The organism is Variovorax sp. 05N34 (assembly GCF_056397405.1).
This window is the reverse complement of record NZ_JBFTNI010000002.1, coordinates 315,731-334,074: the sequence shown is the minus strand read 5'-3', so window position 1 is coordinate 334,074 and position 18,344 is coordinate 315,731. Positions and strand designations below refer to the sequence as shown.

Annotated in this window: 17 protein-coding genes and 1 pseudogene; 10 read left to right on the top strand and 8 right to left on the bottom strand. The window is 63.1% G+C overall.

Going from position 1 to position 18,344, the window contains the following annotated elements; translation table 11 throughout:
• The first annotated feature begins 114 nt into the window (after positions 1–114).
• From AC1DMA_RS05980 to AC1DMA_RS05960, 5 genes are all read left to right on the top strand, one after another.
• Positions 115–723: a TetR/AcrR family transcriptional regulator gene (locus AC1DMA_RS05980; RefSeq protein ID WP_478143969.1), complete on the top strand. Its 609-nt coding sequence runs from the start codon at positions 115–117 to the stop codon at positions 721–723.
• Positions 724–805: 82 nt separating this feature from the next.
• Positions 806–1,618, top strand: coding sequence for an oxidoreductase (locus tag AC1DMA_RS05975; protein WP_478143579.1), 813 nt, complete (start codon positions 806–808; stop codon positions 1,616–1,618).
• A 53-nt stretch (positions 1,619–1,671) separates the two neighbouring features.
• The gene (gene acuI / locus AC1DMA_RS05970; RefSeq protein ID WP_478124694.1) at positions 1,672–2,658 is read left to right on the top strand and encodes an acrylyl-CoA reductase (NADPH); all 987 of its coding nucleotides are present in this window, start codon (positions 1,672–1,674) and stop codon (positions 2,656–2,658) included.
• A 22-nt stretch (positions 2,659–2,680) separates the two neighbouring features.
• Positions 2,681–3,682 (top strand): NADP-dependent oxidoreductase, encoded by a 1,002-nt coding sequence (locus AC1DMA_RS05965; protein ID WP_478143578.1) that lies wholly within the window; start codon positions 2,681–2,683, stop codon positions 3,680–3,682.
• A gap of 70 nt (positions 3,683–3,752) precedes the next feature.
• Positions 3,753–4,577 carry an SDR family NAD(P)-dependent oxidoreductase gene (locus AC1DMA_RS05960; protein ID WP_478124202.1) on the top strand — a complete coding sequence of 275 codons (825 nt, stop codon included), beginning with the start codon at positions 3,753–3,755 and terminating at the stop codon, positions 4,575–4,577.
• 82 nt (positions 4,578–4,659) lie between these two features.
• On the opposite strand, the gene AC1DMA_RS05955 is transcribed toward AC1DMA_RS05960, so the two are convergent.
• The gene (locus AC1DMA_RS05955) at positions 4,660–5,616 is read right to left on the bottom strand and encodes a LysR family transcriptional regulator (protein WP_478143577.1); all 957 of its coding nucleotides are present in this window, start codon (positions 5,614–5,616) and stop codon (positions 4,660–4,662) included.
• 130 nt (positions 5,617–5,746) lie between these two features.
• Between AC1DMA_RS05955 and AC1DMA_RS05950 the strand changes: the two genes are divergently transcribed.
• The 3 genes from AC1DMA_RS05950 to AC1DMA_RS05940 are packed head-to-tail and all read left to right on the top strand — an operon-like array spanning position 5,747 to position 8,436.
• Positions 5,747–6,679, top strand: a complete 933-nt coding sequence (locus AC1DMA_RS05950; protein ID WP_478124200.1) for a dihydrodipicolinate synthase family protein — start codon at positions 5,747–5,749, stop codon at positions 6,677–6,679.
• Positions 6,680–6,700: 21 nt separating this feature from the next.
• Positions 6,701–7,693 carry a Bug family tripartite tricarboxylate transporter substrate binding protein gene (locus AC1DMA_RS05945; RefSeq protein WP_478124199.1) on the top strand — a complete coding sequence of 331 codons (993 nt, stop codon included), beginning with the start codon at positions 6,701–6,703 and terminating at the stop codon, positions 7,691–7,693.
• A 41-nt stretch (positions 7,694–7,734) separates the two neighbouring features.
• Complete coding sequence (locus AC1DMA_RS05940) at positions 7,735–8,436, top strand: SDR family NAD(P)-dependent oxidoreductase (RefSeq protein ID WP_478124198.1); 702 nt, start codon at positions 7,735–7,737, stop codon at positions 8,434–8,436.
• 673 nt (positions 8,437–9,109) lie between these two features.
• Here the strand turns inward: AC1DMA_RS05940 and panC are convergent.
• From panC to nadB, 4 genes are read right to left on the bottom strand one after another with little or no spacing between them, the layout of a single operon-like run.
• A complete protein-coding gene (panC, locus tag AC1DMA_RS05935) occupies positions 9,110–9,946 on the bottom strand; it encodes a pantoate--beta-alanine ligase (protein WP_478124197.1) in 837 nt (278 codons plus the stop codon).
• A gap of 11 nt (positions 9,947–9,957) precedes the next feature.
• On the bottom strand, positions 9,958–10,851 hold the full coding sequence (gene panB, locus AC1DMA_RS05930) for a 3-methyl-2-oxobutanoate hydroxymethyltransferase (RefSeq protein WP_478143576.1): 894 nt from the start codon (positions 10,849–10,851) through the stop codon (positions 9,958–9,960).
• 37 nt (positions 10,852–10,888) lie between these two features.
• Positions 10,889–11,290, bottom strand: coding sequence for an aspartate 1-decarboxylase (gene panD, locus AC1DMA_RS05925; protein ID WP_478124195.1), 402 nt, complete (start codon positions 11,288–11,290; stop codon positions 10,889–10,891).
• 43 nt (positions 11,291–11,333) lie between these two features.
• A complete protein-coding gene (nadB, locus tag AC1DMA_RS05920) occupies positions 11,334–12,953 on the bottom strand; it encodes an L-aspartate oxidase (RefSeq protein ID WP_478143575.1) in 1,620 nt (539 codons plus the stop codon).
• A 115-nt stretch (positions 12,954–13,068) separates the two neighbouring features.
• Here nadB and nadC point away from each other — a divergent pair, with 115 nt between their 5' ends.
• Positions 13,069–13,944 (top strand): carboxylating nicotinate-nucleotide diphosphorylase, encoded by an 876-nt coding sequence (gene nadC, locus AC1DMA_RS05915; RefSeq protein WP_478143574.1) that lies wholly within the window; start codon positions 13,069–13,071, stop codon positions 13,942–13,944.
• 2 nt (positions 13,945–13,946) lie between these two features.
• Entirely contained in the window at positions 13,947–15,095 is a 1,149-nt protein-coding gene (gene nadA / locus AC1DMA_RS05910) for a quinolinate synthase NadA (RefSeq protein ID WP_478143573.1), read from the top strand.
• Positions 15,096–15,354: 259 nt separating this feature from the next.
• Here nadA and AC1DMA_RS05905 read toward each other — a convergent pair.
• The 3 genes and pseudogenes from AC1DMA_RS05905 to AC1DMA_RS05895 all read right to left on the bottom strand — a co-directional run.
• Positions 15,355–15,740, bottom strand: a pseudogene (locus tag AC1DMA_RS05905) (CoA transferase); the annotation flags it as partial.
• 35 nt (positions 15,741–15,775) lie between these two features.
• Complete coding sequence (locus tag AC1DMA_RS05900; protein WP_478143572.1) at positions 15,776–17,353, bottom strand: AMP-binding protein; 1,578 nt, start codon at positions 17,351–17,353, stop codon at positions 15,776–15,778.
• Complete coding sequence (locus AC1DMA_RS05895) at positions 17,350–18,324, bottom strand: Bug family tripartite tricarboxylate transporter substrate binding protein (RefSeq protein WP_478143571.1); 975 nt, start codon at positions 18,322–18,324, stop codon at positions 17,350–17,352. The genes AC1DMA_RS05900 and AC1DMA_RS05895 overlap by 4 nt, the downstream gene beginning before the upstream one ends.
• Positions 18,325–18,344: the final 20 nt, after the last annotated feature.

Genomic DNA, 18,344 nt, shown 5'->3' with positions numbered 1-18,344 from the left:
GACGCAGCAATGGCGCAGGCATCCGCAACGTGTGTCGACGCTTCATCGCTAGAAGAGCGCAAGCAAGGACGGTGTCGCCCAAAACATCACCAGCACGGATTTCCTGAATTGCGTATGATGTGCGTCATGCGACATCCGAAACGCACCAAACACACCGTCAGAACGGCCGCCAAGGACGCCTCACACGAGCGGATCGTGTCCGCCGCCGCCCGGGCGATCCGCCGCAGTGGCTACGACGGAACCGGAGTCGCCGACATCATGAAAGAGGCTGGCCTGACCCATGGCGCCTTCTATGCCCACTTCGCCTCGCGGGAGGCCATGCTGGCGGAAGCAGCGGAGCGGGCCTGTACGGAGTCGGCCGTCGTGGCGGCAGAGGCGGCTGCCAGCGTGCCCCCGGAACAGGCCTTGACCTACATGCTCCACGCCTATCTCTCGCGAGAGAACCTGGAGCAGGTGGAGCGGGGATGCCCGCTGGCTGCGTTGGGCTCGGAGACCGCGCGCCAAGCGCCCGAAGTCCGGCGCGTGACCACTCGATACATCAAGGAAATGGTCGACCTTGTTGCCCGTCAATCGCCGGATTGGGGGCAGGCCCACGCCCACGAACGCGCCCTTGTGACCGTCGCCACCATGGTCGGCACTTTGCTATTGGCTCGCGTCGTTGACGAGCCTGCGTTATCTGACAACCTGCGCGAGGCTGCCTTGAAGCACCTGCCCATCGCCTGACGCCACCGAAACCCGTCGCTTCTTCGCTCGCTTGAAAATATGATGGCGATCATATGAATATCAAATCCTGAAGGGAAACAGCATGAACACGAAAAGCAAGGTGGCCCTCGTGACTGGGGCCTCGTCTGGCATCGGCGCAGCCATCGCGCATCGGCTGTCAAAGGCTGGCTACAAGGTATACGGCACCAGCCGGCGCGGTGGACAGGCGGGCCAGCGAGCCTTCGAGATGCTGCCACTCGATGTGACCCAGGACACGTCGGTCGATGCCGTGGTCCAGCAGTTGCTCCGGTCAGAGGCCCGCATCGATCTGCTGGTCAACAACGCCGGCTTTGGAGTCGCGCCAGGCGGCGCGGAGGAGAGTTCGATTGCGCAGGCCCAAGCCATCTTCGACACCAACTTTTTCGGCATGGTGCGGATGATCCGGTCCGTCGTACCTCATATGCGTCGCCAGGCGAGCGGTCGCATCATCAACATCGGCTCCGTGGTGGGGTTCCTGCCCGCACCTTATATGGCGCTGTACTCCGCCACCAAACACGCGGTCGCCGGCTATTCGGAATCGCTGGACCATGAACTGCGCACGCAGGGCATTCGCGTCTCAGTGGTGGAACCTCCCTATATCAACACGCCGTTCGAAGCGAATTCGATCCAGCCCGACAAACCGCTCGACATGTACCGCGAAATTCGCGCAGGCATGGAGCAGCGGCTCAAGGAGGGAATCGCGGGCGCAGACGGACCTGAGGCGGTGGCCGACATCGTGTTGAAGGCAGCCACGGCCGCGCAACCCAAGACCCACTACGCCCCCGGCGTGGCCAGCCGCCTGCGCCTGCTGCGCAGGTTTGCGCCCGCCAGCGTGCTCGACGCCGGGGTGCGCAAAGACCTTCGGCTCGACGCATAGGCGGCCCGCCGCTTCGCGGGCAACTCCAAGTAACACTCCATTGAAAGAAGATGATGACCTTCCAAGCACTGCTCGCCAGCAAGACAGGCGACAAGATCACCACCAGCGTGGTCTCCCTGAGTGAACCGGACCTCATGCCAGGGGACGTGGTGGTCGACGTCGACTACTCCACCGTGAACTACAAGGACGCGATGGCCATTACCGGTCGCGCGCCGGTCATTCGCCAGTTTCCTTTGATTCCCGGCATCGACTTCGCCGGCACAGTCAAGACTTCTTCCTACCCCGGCATCGCTGCCGGCGACCGCGTGGTCGCCAATGGCTGGGGCTTGAGCCAAACTCATCACGGTGGCTATGCACAGCAGGCGCGCGTGAAGGGTGAGTGGCTGGTCAAGCTCCCAGCGGCCTTGTCGACCAGAGATGCGATGGCCATCGGAACGGCGGGGTATACGGCGATGCTGTCTGTGCTTGCGCTTGAACACGGCGGGCTCACGCCCCAGCATGGCGACGTTCTCGTGACGGGCGCCAATGGCGGGGTCGGTTCCATCGCCATCGCCTTGCTGTCGGGTCTCGGTTACCGGGTCATTGCCTCCACGGGGCGACTGGAGGAAAGCGACTATCTGCGCAACCTGGGGGCAGCCGACATCATCGATCGCCGAACGCTTTCGGAGCCGGCGGCACCGATAGCCAGCGAAAGGTGGGCTGGCGCCGTCGACTCGGTCGGCAGCCACACGCTGGCCAACGTGCTGGCACAGACAAAGTATCGAGGCGTGGTCACCGCTTGCGGCCTGGCCCAGGGCACCGATCTTCCGGCCTCGGTGCTGCCTTTCATCTTGCGCAATGTGACGCTGGCCGGCATCGATTCGGTCAACGCCCCCCAACACGTGCGCATCGAGGCTTGGTCACGGCTGGCGCGAGACATGGACTTGGAAAAACTCGCGCGAACGACACAGGTCGTTGGCCTTGCCGAGGTGCCCGCCGTCGTCGAGCGATTGTTCGCAGGAAAAGTCCAGGGCCGTACGGTTGTCGACGTCAACGCATGAGTACGCAGGAACACGGAAAGATATGAAGGCACTTACCTTCAAACGCTATGGCAAATCTCCCGAGATCGGGATTGCCGAAGTTCCCCGCCCGACGCTGAAGCCCGACCAACTGCTGGTCCAGGTCCACGCCGCGGGCGTGAACCCGATCGATAACGTCGTCCCGACTGGAGTATTCAAAGCTGTCCTGCGGTTCGAGCTTCCGGCGACGCTGGGCAGCGATTTGGCCGGTGTGGTGACGGAGGTCGGCAGTCGCGTGACCCGATTCAAGCCTGGCGACGCCGTCTTCGCCAGCATTTTCGACCTGGGTACGGGCTCGATCGCCGAGTTCGCTGTGGTGCCGGAGAGCGTTGCCGCGATGAAGCCGGCCAATCTGGACTTCGTGCAGGCGGCCTCGATCCCGATGGTAGGGCTCACCTCATGGCAAGCGCTGAAGGAACGCGCCAATCTTCGGGCCAGCCAAAAGGTGTTCATTCCGGCGGGCTCTGGTGGTATTGGCACCTTTGCGATTCAGCTGGCAAAGCACCTCGGCGCCGAGGTGGGAACGACCACCAGCACGGGCAACGTCGAACTGGTGCGCGGCCTTGGCGCAGACGAGGTGGTCGACTACAAGAAGCAGGAGTTCGAGAACGTGCTGCGCGGCTACGACGCAGTGCTTGGCACGGTCAGGGGCGACGTGTTGGAAAAGGCCGTCGACATCCTCAAGCCGCGCGGCGCGATGGTCTCTCTGGTCGGGCCGCTGGACGCGGCATTCGCTCGCGCTCGAAGGCTGAATTTCGTCCTGACGTTCGTCTTCGCGATGATGAGCCGAAAGATCAAGCGCCTCGCGAAAAGGCGCGGCTTCACCTACTCATTCCTCTTTGTGCGCCCGAACGGCAATCAACTCGCCGATATCGGTGAACTCCTCAAGGCCGAGCGCATCCGGCCGGTGATCGACAAGGTGTTTCCGTTCGAGCAAGCCAAGGAAGCACTTGAATACCTCGCGCAGGGACGTTCCAGGGGCAAGGTCGTCGTCAAGATGAGATAGAGGCGGTCGGCAACCGCAAAGTCCCGGAGAACCGAGCCAGGATCATTTTTTGCAGGATAAGGAGAGCGATTTGAATACAACCTCAGCCGTCCACGCCGGCAAGCGAGCGTTGGTGACCGGCGCATCAAGCGGCATCGGCGCTGCCATTGCGCGTGAGCTCGCGGCGCTCGGCGTTGACCTGGTGCTGACCGCGCGCCGCCGCGATGCGCTCGAGGTGGTTGCCGCGAGTTGCAAGGGCGTTAAGGTCGAGACCGTCACCGCGGACCTCGGCAAGCCCGACGCCGCGCGCGCACTGTGGGCTGCAGCCACTGCCAGCGGCCCCATCGACATCCTGATCAACAACGCCGGATTCGGCTACTTCCGCCGATTTGACGAGGTCGATTGGGCGCGCGACGCTGAACTCGTCCAGCTCAACATGACCTCGCTCGTCGCGCTCGCGCGATGCTTCGTCGATGCGCGCAAGGCAAGCACCGGGCCTGCGCACATGGTGAACATCGCATCGACTGGCGCGTACCAGTCTGTGCCGAACATGGCGCTTTATGCAGCGTCGAAGGCGTTCGTGCGCAACTTCAGCGAGAGTCTCCATGACGAGCATCGCGGCACGCCGCTGTCGGTGACCTGCATCTGCCCTGGCGGCACCGAAACGGCGTTCCACGCCGCGTCCGGCGGGGGTGACTACTCGTGGATCGCGAACGCGTCGACGAAAAGCGCGGAGTTCGTCGCGCACGCCGCAATCCGCGCGATGCTGCGTGGAAAGCGCACGGTTGTGCCCGGCTTGTTCAACAAGCTGTCGTGCTTCGGCGTGCGCTTCCTGACGCGGCGGTTCGCGTCGCGCGTGGCGACGCAAGTGCTCGGCAAGCCACGGTTGGCGCTGCCGGCACGAAGAGTGACTTGAGAGAGGTGGTCAACGTCTGCGTCATGGCATCCCCCGCCGCTCATGCGGCGGCGAACTGATCGACCAAGGGAGCCACGAGGTCTCAGGGCCCCTTGATCTGTTGCCACAAGGCATCTGCCATCGGAGTCTGTGCCGCCGTGGCGTGGAACAAGTGAATTTCCACGGGCATCCGCCATTCATCGTGGTCACCGTCGTTGTCCCGCTCTACGACCTGGTCAGCCGCAACCAGGCGGCCGTCGGTGAGTTCAGCATTGACCAGGCTCTGCGGCAACCACGCCAAGCCGCGGCCGGCCAGTGCCAGATTCTTGAGCAGCCCGGTATGGTGCGAAGTGACGACAGGCTTGAAGCGCATCGGGTCGTACACCTTGCACATCCGCACCCGCATGATCTGGCCCAGCCAGGACTCTTCGCTGTATGCAAGCATCGGCACGGGCGTGTCGTCGGCGCTGCGGACGGGATGCTGCGCCGCGCCTGTGGGGGCAGGGGCAGACACAGGGATCAGCCGATCCATACCGACGCAGGCAAACTCAAAATCCGGGGCCAGCAGCCGCGTTGGTACTGCGGGATGTCCGTAACAGAGCAGAAACTGCACGCGACGGTGCAGCAAAAGTTCTTCGCAGGCCCTGAAGCTGTCGGAAACCATGTGGATCGGCCCGAGCTGCGTTGAAAGCTGCTGCTCGATCCGCTGCAGCCAGCCGGGGAAGAAGGCCAAGGACAAGACATGCGTTGCCGCAAAACGCAGGCTCTGTTCAGCTTGGTCGTGAGCCTCGTTGGCCTGGGTGCGTGCCTGTGACAGCCGCAGCACCACGTCACGGGCCGTCGACAGGATGACCTCGCCTGCCGGCGTCACGGATGCGGGGTGTTGAGTGCGGTCGATGAGTGCCACGCCCGTCCACTCCTCGAGTGAGCGGATGTGCCGACTGAATGCGGGCTGGGCGATGTTGCGCGCTTGCGCCGCACGTGAGAAGTTGCCGGTTTCGGAGAGCGTCAGGAAGTCCTCGAGCCATTCGAGGTCGAGCGGCCGATTAACAGGGCCCATTGTTCAATGTTCCACCATGCTCGGATGTCTCAAGGAAGTTCCGAATAGTTCTATGCGATTCGGGTATTGGACCCCTGTCAGCCCAGCCCGGATGATCCGGCACATTCCAAACCACTCACGAGATACGAACATGCCGGCCATCGCAAATTATCGCGGGATTATTCCCGCCATTGCCTGCCCCTTTACCGCCGACGGTGCCATTGACGAGCCTTCGCTGCGCCATCTGGCGTCCTGGCTCGGCGGCCACAAGGGTGTGGTCGCAATCATGACCAACGGGCACACGGGAGAAGTCTTCTCTCTCACGCCCGTGGAGCGCGCCGAGGTCACCCGCATCGTCGCTGACGAACTCAAGGGCAGGCTGCCAGTCATCTCCTCGATCGTCTGCGAAGGGCTGTCCGACGCTGCCGATCATGCCCGGATGGCCAAGGAGGCAGGTGCCGCTGCCCTCGACGTCATGCCGCCGCACCACTGGCTGCGCTTCGGCTTCCATGCCGACCATGCGTTGGCCTATTTCGAGAACATCTGGCAGGCCTCGAAGCTTGACTTGGTGTGCCACGTCTACCCGGCTTACAGCAAGGCTTCGTACTCCTCGGCGCTTCTCGCCGATCTGGCGCGGCTGCCCTATATACAGGCCTTCAAGGTGGGCCAGCGCGAGATGAGCAAATACGCACGCGACTTGAAGGCCATCCGTGATGCGGATGCCAGCAAAGCCATCCTGACCTGTCACGACGAGTACCTTCTCGCCTCGATGGTGCAAGGAGTCGACGGTGCGCTGGTGGGCTTTGCCAGCTTCATCCCGCAACTGATCATCGACCTCTTTGCCTCGGTGAATAAGGGTGACCTGAACGAGGCAAGGCGCATCCAGGCCATCATCACGCCTCTCAAGGAGGCTGTATACGGTGCGGGCGAGCCCACCGGCGAAGCTCATGCTCGCATGAAGACGGCCATGAAGTGCGCAGGCGTCATTCCCAACGACTTCGTGCGCGCGCCCACGCATCGGCCTTCCGCGCAAGAAGAGGCCGAAATCCAACGCGCCGTGAGTTCGGCCGGTCTGGTCCGCTAAGCGCGGGCGCGAGGAGACAACATGCAAAACAAACCCACCCGCCGCCTGTTCATCCGGGTCGGCCTCTCGCTGGCTGCATTGGTCGGCACGCTATTGGCGCCGATGTCCACGGCTTGGGCCGACGCTTATCCGGCAAGGCCCGTGAAGATCATCATTCCGTTCCCGCCCGGCGGCACGCTCGATACCGTCGGCCGGCAGTTGGCGCAGAAGCTGAGTGAGCAGACCGGACAGAACTTCATCGTCGAGAATCGGCCGGGAGGTAACGGCGTCATTGGCGGCGATATGGTGTCGCGCGCATCAGCTGACGGCTATACGCTGCTGTTCAACGCGTCGACCTTTGTCACGGCGCCGATGACGATGAAATCGGTACCTTATAGCGTCGCCAGGGACTTCACACCCATCGCCTTGGTTGCCAAGGCACCCCTGTCCGTGGCGGTCAACAAGAACCTGCCGATCACCGACATCAAGTCGTTGATCAGTTATGCCAAGGCTCACCCGGGGAAAATGACCTTCGCCGTTGGTTCCATCGGCTCGGCGGGGCACCTGTCGACCGAACTGCTCAAGCGCGCTGGCAACCTCGACTATCTGATCGTGCCTTACAAGGGGACGGCACCGGCGTTTTCGGATTTGATTGGCGGACAGATCGACGGCTTCATCGACCCCATCTTGGGCTCACTGCAGTATCACAAGGGTGGGATGTTGCGAGTGATCGCGGTCACCTCGGCCAGCCGTGCACCTAGCCTACCGGAGGTTCCAACCGTGGGCGAAACCATCCCCGGCTATGAGTTCTACAGCTGGTACGGCCTCTGGGGTCCGGCCAAGCTACCGGCGGAGATTGCCGCCAAGTTAAATGCGGAGGTCAACAAGGCGCTCGCTACCGATATGAAAGGCAAGCTCCTGGAACAGGGGCTGCTTCTTACGCCGGGAAGCTCGGCGGACTTTGCAAGATTCCAGCAGGAAGACATGGTGCGCTCGCAAAAGATCATTTCCGAGGGAAACATACGTGTGGAATAGCCGAACAGCCCCCAAACCCTGGTTTCCAAGGAGTGCTCTCCATGAGTGATCTTGCTTCCCAGCATGTCGTGGTGAGCGGCAGCAGCAGTGGGATCGGCCAGGCCGTCGCCGCTTGGCTGCTCGCCGCCGGTTCACGTGTGACCGGATTGGACGTGGCCGCGCCGTCACTGGACCACCCGAGCTTTCATCATGTGCAGGTCGACCTGGGTGACGGCTTGGACATCGACCGCGTGGTGCCGCAGTTGCTGGACGCCCAAGCGTTCGTGCATGCAGCCGGTGTGTTGCGTGTCGGCCCGCTTGGTGCGCTCGACCATGCGGCCGGTGAACTGATGTGGAGCCTCCACGTCGATGCCGCCACTCGGCTCGCCGATGTGATGGTGCCGGCGATGGCGGCGCGTGGCCGTGGCCGAGTGGTGTTCATTGGCAGCCGAGTCGCCCAGGGGATGGCGGGGCGCAGTCAATACGCAGCCACGAAGGCCGCGCTGCTTGCCCTGGCCCGCAGTTGGGCAGCTGAGTTTGCGGCGCAGGGCGTCACTGTGAACGTCGTTTCGCCCGCCGCCACTCAGACCGCCATGCTGCAGGACCCGGCGCGGGCGGGCAGCGCGCCGCGCCTGCCACCGATTGGCCGCCTGATTCAGCCGGACGAAATCGCGGCACTGGTGGCCTACCTGCTTTCGAAACAGGCTGCTGCCATCACCGGGCAAGACATAGCCGTTTGCGGCGGTGCTTCGCTGCCGAAATAGGTCGCTCGCATCCCGAACCTCAAAGCGAAGGCAGAACCTCCTTTTGAAAGCGCCAGAGTGGCTGCCTTGCCGCGCTGGAAAGGACCTCGAGTTACGAGAACACACGGATCGCGCCGACGTGAAATCGTCACCTGAGTTGAGGCGATGAAATCTTCAATAGGCCGGCATTCGAACGGCCCCATCGATTCGAATCCGCAAGCGAGCACTGCAATGCAGATCACTGAAGAGACGTCACGAAATCTATGACACCGAGCCGGTACCTAATGTTCTGCCGTCAACAATTCAGGAACGTCAGTGCAAGGGAATGCCCGAACGATTTCTGAAGGCCGTCCGTCATGGATCATCAAAAGTTGAACGACGCGCTCCAGGCGTTTCTCGACGGATCGTTCGTTCTGGACCCGTTACCTGACGCCTGACCAGATCGATTGCGTCCGCCACGACGTCACGGCACGAGAGTTTCGCAGTGGTTCGGCCGTCTGCGCTTGTGGTGCTCCGTCCAATCAGTGGCTGGGGATAGCGCGCGATCTGGCCCGCAACGGCATTCGCAACATAACCATTTGAGGTGGCACAAGCTCGTAAATCAATTGCGTCGGATGGCGCGCTCGGTTAGCGCGATGTGGCGGTGCACCGAGACGTTCAATGAGGAATCATGGGCAGGCATGCGGCGAATACTTCAGTTTGTCGTCCTGATTTCGAGGTTGTCAATCAGGCGCGTGCTTCCCAGGCGTGCAGCGCCAAGCACGACCAGGGGATCGCCAAAGGTAGGTGCCTGCAGATCGCATTGCCGGCGCAGCGCGAGGTAGTCGGGCTGCCAGCCGCGCGCGCGGAGCGCCTGCGTCGCGCGTCCCTCGATCGCAACCCAGTCGCGCTCACCCATGCGAATGGCCTCCGCCATGGACCGCAACACATGCGCCAGGTGCACGGCCTCGGCGCGCTCTGCCTTGCTCAGATAACCATTGCGTGACGACAGCGCCAGGCCGTCGTCCGCGCGCTGCGTCTCGCCGCCGACGATCTCGATCGGCAACGCGAATTGCTGGACCATGTGTCGGATGACCATCAGCTGTTGATAGTCCTTCTTGCCGAACACGGCGACGGCTGGCTGCACGCACGCGAAGAGCTTCATGACCACTGTGCAGACGCCGACGAAGAAGCCCGGCCGAAACTGCCCTTCGAGGATGTCTGCCAAGGCACCGTCGGGATGCACCTTGCACGTCTGCGGCCCGGGGTAGAGCGCGCGTTCGTCTGGCGCAAAGAGCACATCGCAGCCCGCCGAGCGGAGCTTCTCGCAGTCGCTGTCCCAGGTGCGCGGATAGGTGTCGAAATCTTCGTGCGGCAGGAACTGCAGTCGATTGACGAAGATGCTTGCCACCGTCACGTCGCCAAGCGGCTTCGCTTGCCGCACCAGCGCGAGGTGGCCTTCGTGCAGGTTGCCCATGGTGGGCACGAAAGCCGGTCGTCTGAAGCGACTCAGATGGTCTCGCAGTTCAGGAATTGTTCGGGCGATGTACATGCTTGATGCGCCTACCAGGCGTGGAGTTGATCGTCGGGAAAGCTGCCATCCTTGACCGCGCGCACGTACGCCTGCATGGCTTGCAAGATGCCCGGTGCGTCGGCCATGAAGTTGCGCACGAACTTCGGCAGCTTGCCGAGTCCGACGCCTAGCATGTCGTGCAGTACCAGCACCTGGCCTGCGGTGCCGCGGCCAGCACCAATGCCGATGGTGGCGCAATGGCGCAGCTCTTTCGTGAGCTCGGTGGCCAGCGCGGCAGGCACCATCTCGAGCACCAGCATCGAGGCGCCCGCATCCTGCAGTGCGTGCGCCTGCTGCTTGAGGAGCGTCGCGGCTTCAATGCTCTTGCCCTGCACGCGATAGCCGCCCAGCGCGTGCACCGTTTGCGGTGTCAGCCCGAGGTGGGCGCACACCGGAACGCCGCGCTCGACGAGAAAGCGTACCGTGTCCGTGGTCCAGCCGCCGCCTTCGAGCTTGACCATGTGCGCACCGGCCTGCATCAGCTCGCAGGCACTGCGCAGCGCCTGTTCGCGCGATGCGTGGTAGCTGCCAAAGGGGAGATCGGCGATAAGCCAGGCAGTGCCCTGCGCACGGCGCAGTCCACGCGCGACGCTTTCGGTGTGATAGCGCATCGTGTCGAGCGAGACGCCCACTGTGCTGGGCAAGCCCTGGCAGACCATGCCCAGCGAATCGCCGACCAGCAGGCACTCGACGCCCGCAGCATCCGCCACCGCCGCAAAGGTGGCGTCATATGCGGTCAACATGGCGATCTTCTCGCCGCGTGCATGCATGTCGGCCAGGCGCGGCAGGCTCAGCGGCTTGCGTGCGGATGGCGTAGTTGGCGCAGAGCCCGGGGGCAGGGCGCCGTAGGGTGTGGCCGCATCGGCCGCAGTAAGCAGTGACATGGCAGATCTTGCGTGCTGGCTGCTAGCGACGATCGGATCAGGCTACGGCGGCTTCGCTCGAAGCGGCCTGCACGGGAACGTGCGCACGCTCTTCCTTGACGCGGTTGGCGTCGTCAACGAATACCAGCTTCGGTCGATACGCCGGCACGTGGTCTTCAGGCACCAAGCCGAAGGCCGCGATGATGAGCAAGTCGCCCACCGCGGCTCGACGCGCAGCAGAGCCGTTGACGGAAATGATGCCCGTGCCGCGCTCGCCGCGAATCGCGTAGGTCACGAAGCGCTCGCCGTTGTTGATGTTCCAGACATGGACCTGCTCGTTTTCGGCGAGGCCGGCGGCATCGAGCAGGTCTTCGTCGATGGCGCACGATCCTTCGTAGTGCAGTTCGCAATCGGTGACCGCGACGCGATGGATCTTGGACTTCAGCAGGGTTCGGAACATGCGTGAAAACTCTTTCTCTCGGTAAAAGGATGGATGGACGGTGTCAGCCCGCGGCCGGCACCATGATGGTCGGCGCTGCGGGGGCGGCGAGCGCCGGGTAGTCGCGGCTGAAATGAAGGCCTCGGCTTTCGCGGCGTGCCTGCGCCGAGCGCACGATCAGATCCGCCACCTGCACGAGGTTGCGCAGTTCGAGCAAGTCACGTGTGACGTGGAAGTGCGCATAGAACTCCTGGATCTCGCCTGTGAGAAGGGCGATGCGGTTCGCCGCGCGTTCGAGACGCTTGTTCGTGCGCACGATCCCCACGTAGTCCCACATGAAGCGGCGCAGTTCGTCCCAGTTGTGCGAGATGACCACCGCTTCATCGGCATCGGTGACGCGGCTGTCGTCCCATGCGGGCAACTCGATGCGCTCGCGCGCAGGAGCCTGCGCGAGGGCCGTCGCTGCCGCGCGCGCGAACACCATGCATTCGACGAGCGAATTGCTCGCGAGCCGGTTCGCCCCGTGCAAGCCGGTGCAGGCGGTCTCGCCGATCGCGTAGAGGCCGGGCACGTCGGTGCGGCCGCTGAGATCGGTCAGCACGCCGCCACAGGTGTAGTGCGCCGCCGGCACCACGGGAATCGGCTCGCGCGTGATGTCGATGCCGAGCTCGGCGCAGCGCGCGAGGATGTTCGGAAAGTGTTCTTTCAGGAATGCCGGGCTCTGATGCGAGATGTCCAGATGCACACAGTCCAGGCCCTGCTTCTTCATCTCGAAGTCGATCGCGCGCGCGACGATGTCGCGCGGGGCGAGTTCGGCACGTGCGTCATGCGCCGGCATGAAGCGTGTGCCGTCGGGCAGCAAGAGCCGTCCTCCTTCGCCGCGCACTGCTTCGCTAATCAGGAAGGATTTCGCGTCAGGGTGGTACAGGCAGGTCGGATGGAACTGGATGAACTCCATGTTCGCCACGCGACAGCCCGCGCGCCACGCGGCGGCAATGCCGTCGCCTGTGGCCGTGTCGGGATTGGTCGTGTAGAGATAGACCTTGCCCGCGCCGCCTGTGGCCAGGATCGTGTGCGTTGCGCGGAAGGTCACGACCTCTCCAGTCGCAGTGTCCAGCGCATGAAGTCCCTGGCAGCCGGCGTCGGGCAGGCCGAGCTTGCGCCCAATGATCAGGTCGACCAGTGTGTGATCCTCGAACAGCGTGATGCCCGACGTGCACCGCACCGCCTGGATCAGCGTTCGCTGCACGGCTGCGCCCGTGGCATCGGCCGCATGCACGATGCGACGCTGGCTGTGGCCGCCTTCTCGCGTCAGGTGCAGATCGCCATGCTCCAGCGAGAACGGTACGCCAAGTTCACGAAGCCACGCAATGGCCGCCGGGGCATGCTCGACCACGAAGCGCGTGGCTGCCAGATCGCACAGCCCTGCGCCGGCCACGAGCGTGTCTTCGACATGCGAGTCCATGGTGTCGCCCTCGGCCAGCGCGGCAGCGATGCCGCCCTGGGCCCAATGGCTTGCACCGTCGTGCAACGCGCGCTTGGTGATGACGGCCACACGGTGCGTGGGCGCCAGGTGCAGTGCGGCACTCAGACCCGCGAGCCCGCTGCCGACGATGAGCACATCGAATTCATGAAAAATCACAGGTCGTCGCCCTTGAACCAAATGACAAACGGGGCGAACCATAACCGACTCTTGCGATACGCTAGCGTGCATTTTTGAGCAGACAGTGGTCGTGTACATCGCTGCTACGATCGCGCCCATTTGCTCAATGGGCGTGGTCTCGCAACCGATGATGAAGATGGAAAGTACCCTCGATTTTTCTTCCGCCGAATGGCTTGCCGTGGCACGCGCTGATGCGCAGCGGGCCCTGCATGAAGACGTAGGCAATGGCGATCTCACGGCCTCGCTGATTCACTCCGATCGCCGCGCCCACGCCCGGGTGCTCGCGCGTGAAGCTGCCGTGTTGTGCGGCGCGCCCTGGGTAGAGGCGGTCGCGCGCGAGCTAGACCCCGCCGCGCGGATCGTCTGGCACGTCGCCGAAGGCGCGCGCTGTGCGCCTGAGCAGACCGTGCTCGAGATCTCTGGCAGTGCGAGAGCGATGCTGACCGCCGAGCGCACCGCACTGAACTTTCTGCAACTGCTCAGTGCTGTGGCAACCAAGACGGCCACCTACGTCGACGCAGTGCGCGGCACACGCGCGCAGATCGTCGACACGCGCAAGACGCTGCCGGGCCTTCGCCTCGCGCAGAAATACGCCGTTCGCGTCGGCGGCGGCACGAACCATCGCATCGGCCTCCATGACGCCATCCTCATCAAGGAAAACCACATTGCGGCAGCAGGCGGTGTCCGTGCTGCATTGCATGCGGCCCGGGAAGTGGCGGCGCGTGCCAGCTTCGTCGAGATCGAGGTCGAGACACTCGATCAACTCGATGAGGCCTTGGCCGACGGCGCGCGCATGGTGCTCCTGGACAACATGGACCTGGCAACGCTGCGCGAAGCCGTGCGCCGCAACGATGCCGCTGGCGATGCCCGCGCCGTGCTCGAAATCTCGGGCGGTGTGACGCTCGAGAGCGTCCGCGCGTTGGCCGAAACCGGCGTGGACCGCATCTCGGTGGGCGCTCTCACGAAAGACGTGAAGGCCGTGGATTTCTCGATGCGGTTTCAGGAAGCCTGAACATGTCATCTGCTCTCATCAGCGTCGACTACGAGCAACCGACTTTGCCTCGCCGGCAGAGCGATGCCGTCGTTGAGAACGACGGCCCTGCCTGCGATACGCGCCGAGCCTGGGCGCGTGTGCCGCCTGAACCGTCGCGCAACGAGCGTGCCGCACTGAAGGACCGTATTCGGCACCTCCTCGTCGAGCGCAACGCTGTGATGGTGTCTCACTACTACGTTCATCCCGATCTGCAGGACCTCGCGGAGGAGACCGGCGGCCTGGTCAGTGATTCGCTCGAGATGGCGCGCTTCGGCCGCGAGCATTCGGCGCAGACACTCGTTGTCTCCGGCGTGCGCTTCATGGGCGAGACGGCCAAGATCCTTTCGCCAGAAAAGCGCGTGCTGATGCCTGACCTGGACGCCACGTGTTCGCTCGACCTCGGGTGCCCTGAGGATGCGTTCAGCGCGTTCTGCGACGAGCATCCGGACCGCACGGTGGTCGTCTACGCCAACACCAGTGCCGCGGTGAAGGCGAGGGCGGACTGGCTCGTGACCTCGAGCTGCGCGCTCGATGTCGTGCGCGCGCTGACGGCGCAGGGCCAGAAGATCCTCTGGGCGCCCGATCGCCATCTGGGCGACTACATCCGCCGCGAAACCGGCGCCGACATGGTGAGCTGGCAGGGCGCCTGCATCGTGCATGACGAGTTCAAGGCGCTGGAGCTCGAACTTCTGATGAAGGACCATCCCGGCGCGAAGGTGCTCGTGCATCCAGAGGCGCCGGCCGATGTGATCGCGCTGGCCGACGCGGTGGGATCGACCTCCGCCATCCTGAGCGCCGCACAGCGCATGGACGCGACCGAGTTCATCGTCGCGACGGACAGCGGCATGCTGCACAAGCTGCGCACGCTCAACCCAGGCAAGACCTTCATCGAAGCGCCCACCGCGGGCAATTCAGCCACCTGCAAGAGCTGCGCACATTGCCCCTGGATGGCGATGAACGGACTCGCGGATCTGGCGCGTGTGCTGGAGACAGGGGCTGGCGAAGTCCACGTCGACCCGGCGCTCGGGCTACGGGCTCGAGTGCCGATTGATCGGATGCTGGCCTTCACGGCCGCACTCAGGAGTGGGCAGCTCACGGGTGCGATCGCTGCGGGATTGGGTGCGGCTTGAGGCGGTGGGACCCGGGCGCGAGTGGAACGGTCGGTCGGTAGCACAGAAGTGGCACGCGCCATGTGCGATGGATACACCGTCTTGTTGCCAACTAGGACCCCTTCCTCAACATCGCGGGATTCGTCAAGAAGATCCCTTGTGACCCGCTGAAGGATTTCGCTACGGTGTCGCTCGTGGTCCGATATGGAGTAGCCATGATGGTGCGGACCGACACGCCATCCGCTGGGGTCATCCGGAGGTGCTTGCACAGATCGAGAACCGCGCGCGACGGCGGCGGCGCGCCTTCGAACGCGTAGTGGAGCGGGTAGCTCATCCACTCGACCATGCTCTCTAGCATGGAGACGTCGACGCGGATGCCCTGTCCCGTGCGGCCGCGTTGCAGCAATGCGGCCAGCTCCGAACTGGAGGCGTACATGCCCGCCGCGGTGTCTGTGACGGAGCAGCCAGCCTTTGCGGGCTCGTCGGGCGTGCCTGTCACGCTGAGAGAGCCGGCTTCGCTGTGGATCAGGAGGTCGTAGGCTTTGCGGTCGCGGTAGGGGCCGTCGTCACCGTATCCGGAGATATCGCAGACGATGAGGCCCGGATGCTTCGGATGCAGGACGTTGTAGGAGACAGACCGAGCCACGCGGCGGCGCCTGGCGCGAGTTCTGCACTCTGCGGCAGGTTCGCACGAGGCGGCGTCAGATGGCTCGAGCCACTCCCTGCCAGTAGGAGGCGCGCAATGCCTTCTTGTCGACCTTTCCGAAAGGCGTTGTTGGCAGAGCTTCGGCGAAGTCGAGTTGCTTTGGCGCAATCAACGGGCCTTTGCGTTCCCGAACATATGCAATCAACTCATCAGCAGTCACTTTTGCCCCGCCACGTAACACCACGATTGCCGCCACGGCTTCGCCCCAGACTTCATGTGGCACGCCAATCACCGCGGCTGATGCGACCGAGGCGTGCGCCGTAAGAACATCCTCCACTTCGCGAGGGTAAACGTTGGACCCACCTGAAACGATCATGTCCTTCTTGCGGTCGACAATCGACAAGCGGCCGCTGGCGTTGGCAAAGCCGATGTCTCCAGTGTGCAGCCACTCCCCCGAAAGCGCCTCCTCCGTCGCGTCCGGTTGTTCCAGATAACCCTTCATCACGGACGGGCTGCGCACACAAATCTCGCCGACCTGCCCTGTGGGAAGTGGCTGATTGTCATCGTCAAGAATCGCGATTTCGGCAGTGGCCATTGGATAGCCGCACGCTTCGAGAGATGAGGGATCGCCAAGGTCGTGATCGGCGCGGCGCAGGATGGCGATGGGAGTGCATTCCGTTTGGGCGTAGAGCTGTGAAAAGACAGGACCAATGCGTTGTATGGCTTGTTTCAGCCTGACCGGTGATATCACTGAACCAGCGTAAACCACGAGCTTGAGACTGCCAAGATCAAAATCTTCCAGCGGTGCATCCAGAAGTTTGTAGATCATCGTTGGCACCATCAATGTCGCGCTGATGCGCTCGCGCTGCACAGTCTCCAGGACCTGTCTCACGTCGAATTTCTTCATCAGATGAACCGTGCCGCCGCGCATCAAGGTTGGCGCAATCAGCTGTCCGCTGACGTGGCTGATCAAGGCGGTCGCCAGGTATTGCACCCCGTCGGGCAGTTCAAGTTCGCCGTTCATGGCGATCGCCATCAATCCCACCTGACCTGCCTCGCGCACGATCGCTTTCTGGCGTCCGGTCGTTCCGCCGGTGAAATTTAGAGTTCCGATATCCGTGGACATGGCCCGCTCGATCGGCTCGATGCGTTCGCATTCCTCGATCAGCGCAAGAAGGTCCATGCCCTTTGCACCAGTCGGGCCGACGCAGAATAGCCGCACGTCGGGGAGCGCCGCGGCAAGCTCATTCGCCCGCTCCTCAAAAGCATCACTGTCGACGATCAAAGCGACTGCGCCGACATCCCGGACTTGGGAAATCTGCGACTCAAGCGAACTGAGCGGATGCAGCCAGCTTGTCGCAGCGCCCAGCCCCTGGACCGCAACGGAAGCAGACCAAGTCTCGTACCGATTTTCCGTCAACAGCGCAACGCGGGAACCGCGTCGAATTCCGTGCGCGTCTAGGACGGCCTGAACTTTCCCCATGAATTGGATGACCTGATCGTAGCTAACCGCGACGCCACCCTGGCTGAACGCAATCCGACCCGGGTATCTGCGCAAAGCACGCAGCACCAACGAAAAAAATGTGGGAGGTTGATGCAGTTTCATCGTGATGCCAATGGTGTGATTGCTCAATCCAGCTTGATCTTGCTGTGCGAGATCAGCTCAGCCCAGAGTGCTTGCTCGCGCACAAGGTACTGCGCGAACGAGTCTCGGGTGCCTCCCACCGGCTCGAGACCCAGGGCGTCCAGACTCTTCTTGCGAAACGCTGCATCGGCAAGGATCTTGTTGACTGCAAGATTCATTCGGTCTAGCACAATCGGCGGCGTGCCGGCCGGTGCACTTATACCGATCCAGTTCTCGCCGGAAAATCCGAGCTTCTGTTCGCTGATGGTAGGCAAGCCTGGAAAGTACTCTGATCGGCTTTCGCCCATGAGGGCAATCGCGCGCAACTTTCCTGAGTCGATGTACTGCGCCACGGCGACGTGCGCCAGCATGGCTGCGTCTACATCGCCCGCCAACAGTCCTTGCATCAGCGGTGCCGAGCCGTTGTAAGGGACATGAGTTAGATTGGCACCGAACACCCGGTTGTATTCGGTGAGAAACACATGCGATGTGCTGCCGACACCGAAGGTGCCCCAGTTGATCTTGCCAGGGTTCGACCGATCCAGGGCGGCCAATTCGGCGAGGCTGCGCGCCTTGACGCTCGTCGGGACCACGATCGCAGCGACCATGTTCGCCATGCGGACGACTGGAACTAGCTCAGTCTTCGGATTGTAGGAAAGCTTCGAGTAGAGCTGCGGGTTGAGTGACATGATGTCACCATTGACGATGCAAAAGGTATAGCCGTCAGCCACGGACTTCGCGCACCGTGTAGTTCCGATGATTCCGTTTGCGCCCGCCCTGTTATCCACCACTACAGGCTGTCCGAGTTCCTTGCTCAACGCCTCCGCCACTGGCCGCACGAAATTGTCCAGGACGCCCCCCGGCGGGTATGGAACAACCAGCTGCACCGGCCGCGCCGGCCAGGACTGGGCGCATACGCCTTGGCATACCAATGCAATGAGGCCCGCAAGTGCCAACGCCGCACGTCGTCTGAAAGTCATTTTTGTCTCCTATCGCTGAA

What these genes read in the sequence shown, in the direction of transcription:
- AC1DMA_RS05980 (WP_478143969.1), top strand. Translation starts at nt 115, where the DNA reads ATGATGTGCGTCATGCGACATCCGAAACGCACCAAACACACCGTCAGA.
- AC1DMA_RS05975 (WP_478143579.1), top strand. Translation starts at nt 806, where the DNA reads ATGAACACGAAAAGCAAGGTGGCCCTCGTGACTGGGGCCTCGTCTGGC.
- acuI (WP_478124694.1), top strand. Translation starts at nt 1,672, where the DNA reads ATGACCTTCCAAGCACTGCTCGCCAGCAAGACAGGCGACAAGATCACC.
- AC1DMA_RS05965 (WP_478143578.1), top strand. Translation starts at nt 2,681, where the DNA reads ATGAAGGCACTTACCTTCAAACGCTATGGCAAATCTCCCGAGATCGGG.
- AC1DMA_RS05955 (WP_478143577.1), bottom strand. Translation starts at nt 5,616, where the DNA reads ATGGGCCCTGTTAATCGGCCGCTCGACCTCGAATGGCTCGAGGACTTC.
- AC1DMA_RS05950 (WP_478124200.1), top strand. Translation starts at nt 5,747, where the DNA reads ATGCCGGCCATCGCAAATTATCGCGGGATTATTCCCGCCATTGCCTGC.
- AC1DMA_RS05945 (WP_478124199.1), top strand. Translation starts at nt 6,701, where the DNA reads ATGCAAAACAAACCCACCCGCCGCCTGTTCATCCGGGTCGGCCTCTCG.
- AC1DMA_RS05940 (WP_478124198.1), top strand. Translation starts at nt 7,735, where the DNA reads ATGAGTGATCTTGCTTCCCAGCATGTCGTGGTGAGCGGCAGCAGCAGT.
- panC (WP_478124197.1), bottom strand. Translation starts at nt 9,946, where the DNA reads ATGTACATCGCCCGAACAATTCCTGAACTGCGAGACCATCTGAGTCGC.
- panB (WP_478143576.1), bottom strand. Translation starts at nt 10,851, where the DNA reads ATGTCACTGCTTACTGCGGCCGATGCGGCCACACCCTACGGCGCCCTG.
- panD (WP_478124195.1), bottom strand. Translation starts at nt 11,290, where the DNA reads ATGTTCCGAACCCTGCTGAAGTCCAAGATCCATCGCGTCGCGGTCACC.
- nadB (WP_478143575.1), bottom strand. Translation starts at nt 12,953, where the DNA reads ATGGTTCGCCCCGTTTGTCATTTGGTTCAAGGGCGACGACCTGTGATT.
- nadC (WP_478143574.1), top strand. Translation starts at nt 13,069, where the DNA reads ATGGAAAGTACCCTCGATTTTTCTTCCGCCGAATGGCTTGCCGTGGCA.
- nadA (WP_478143573.1), top strand. Translation starts at nt 13,947, where the DNA reads ATGTCATCTGCTCTCATCAGCGTCGACTACGAGCAACCGACTTTGCCT.
- AC1DMA_RS05895 (WP_478143571.1), bottom strand. Translation starts at nt 18,324, where the DNA reads ATGACTTTCAGACGACGTGCGGCGTTGGCACTTGCGGGCCTCATTGCA.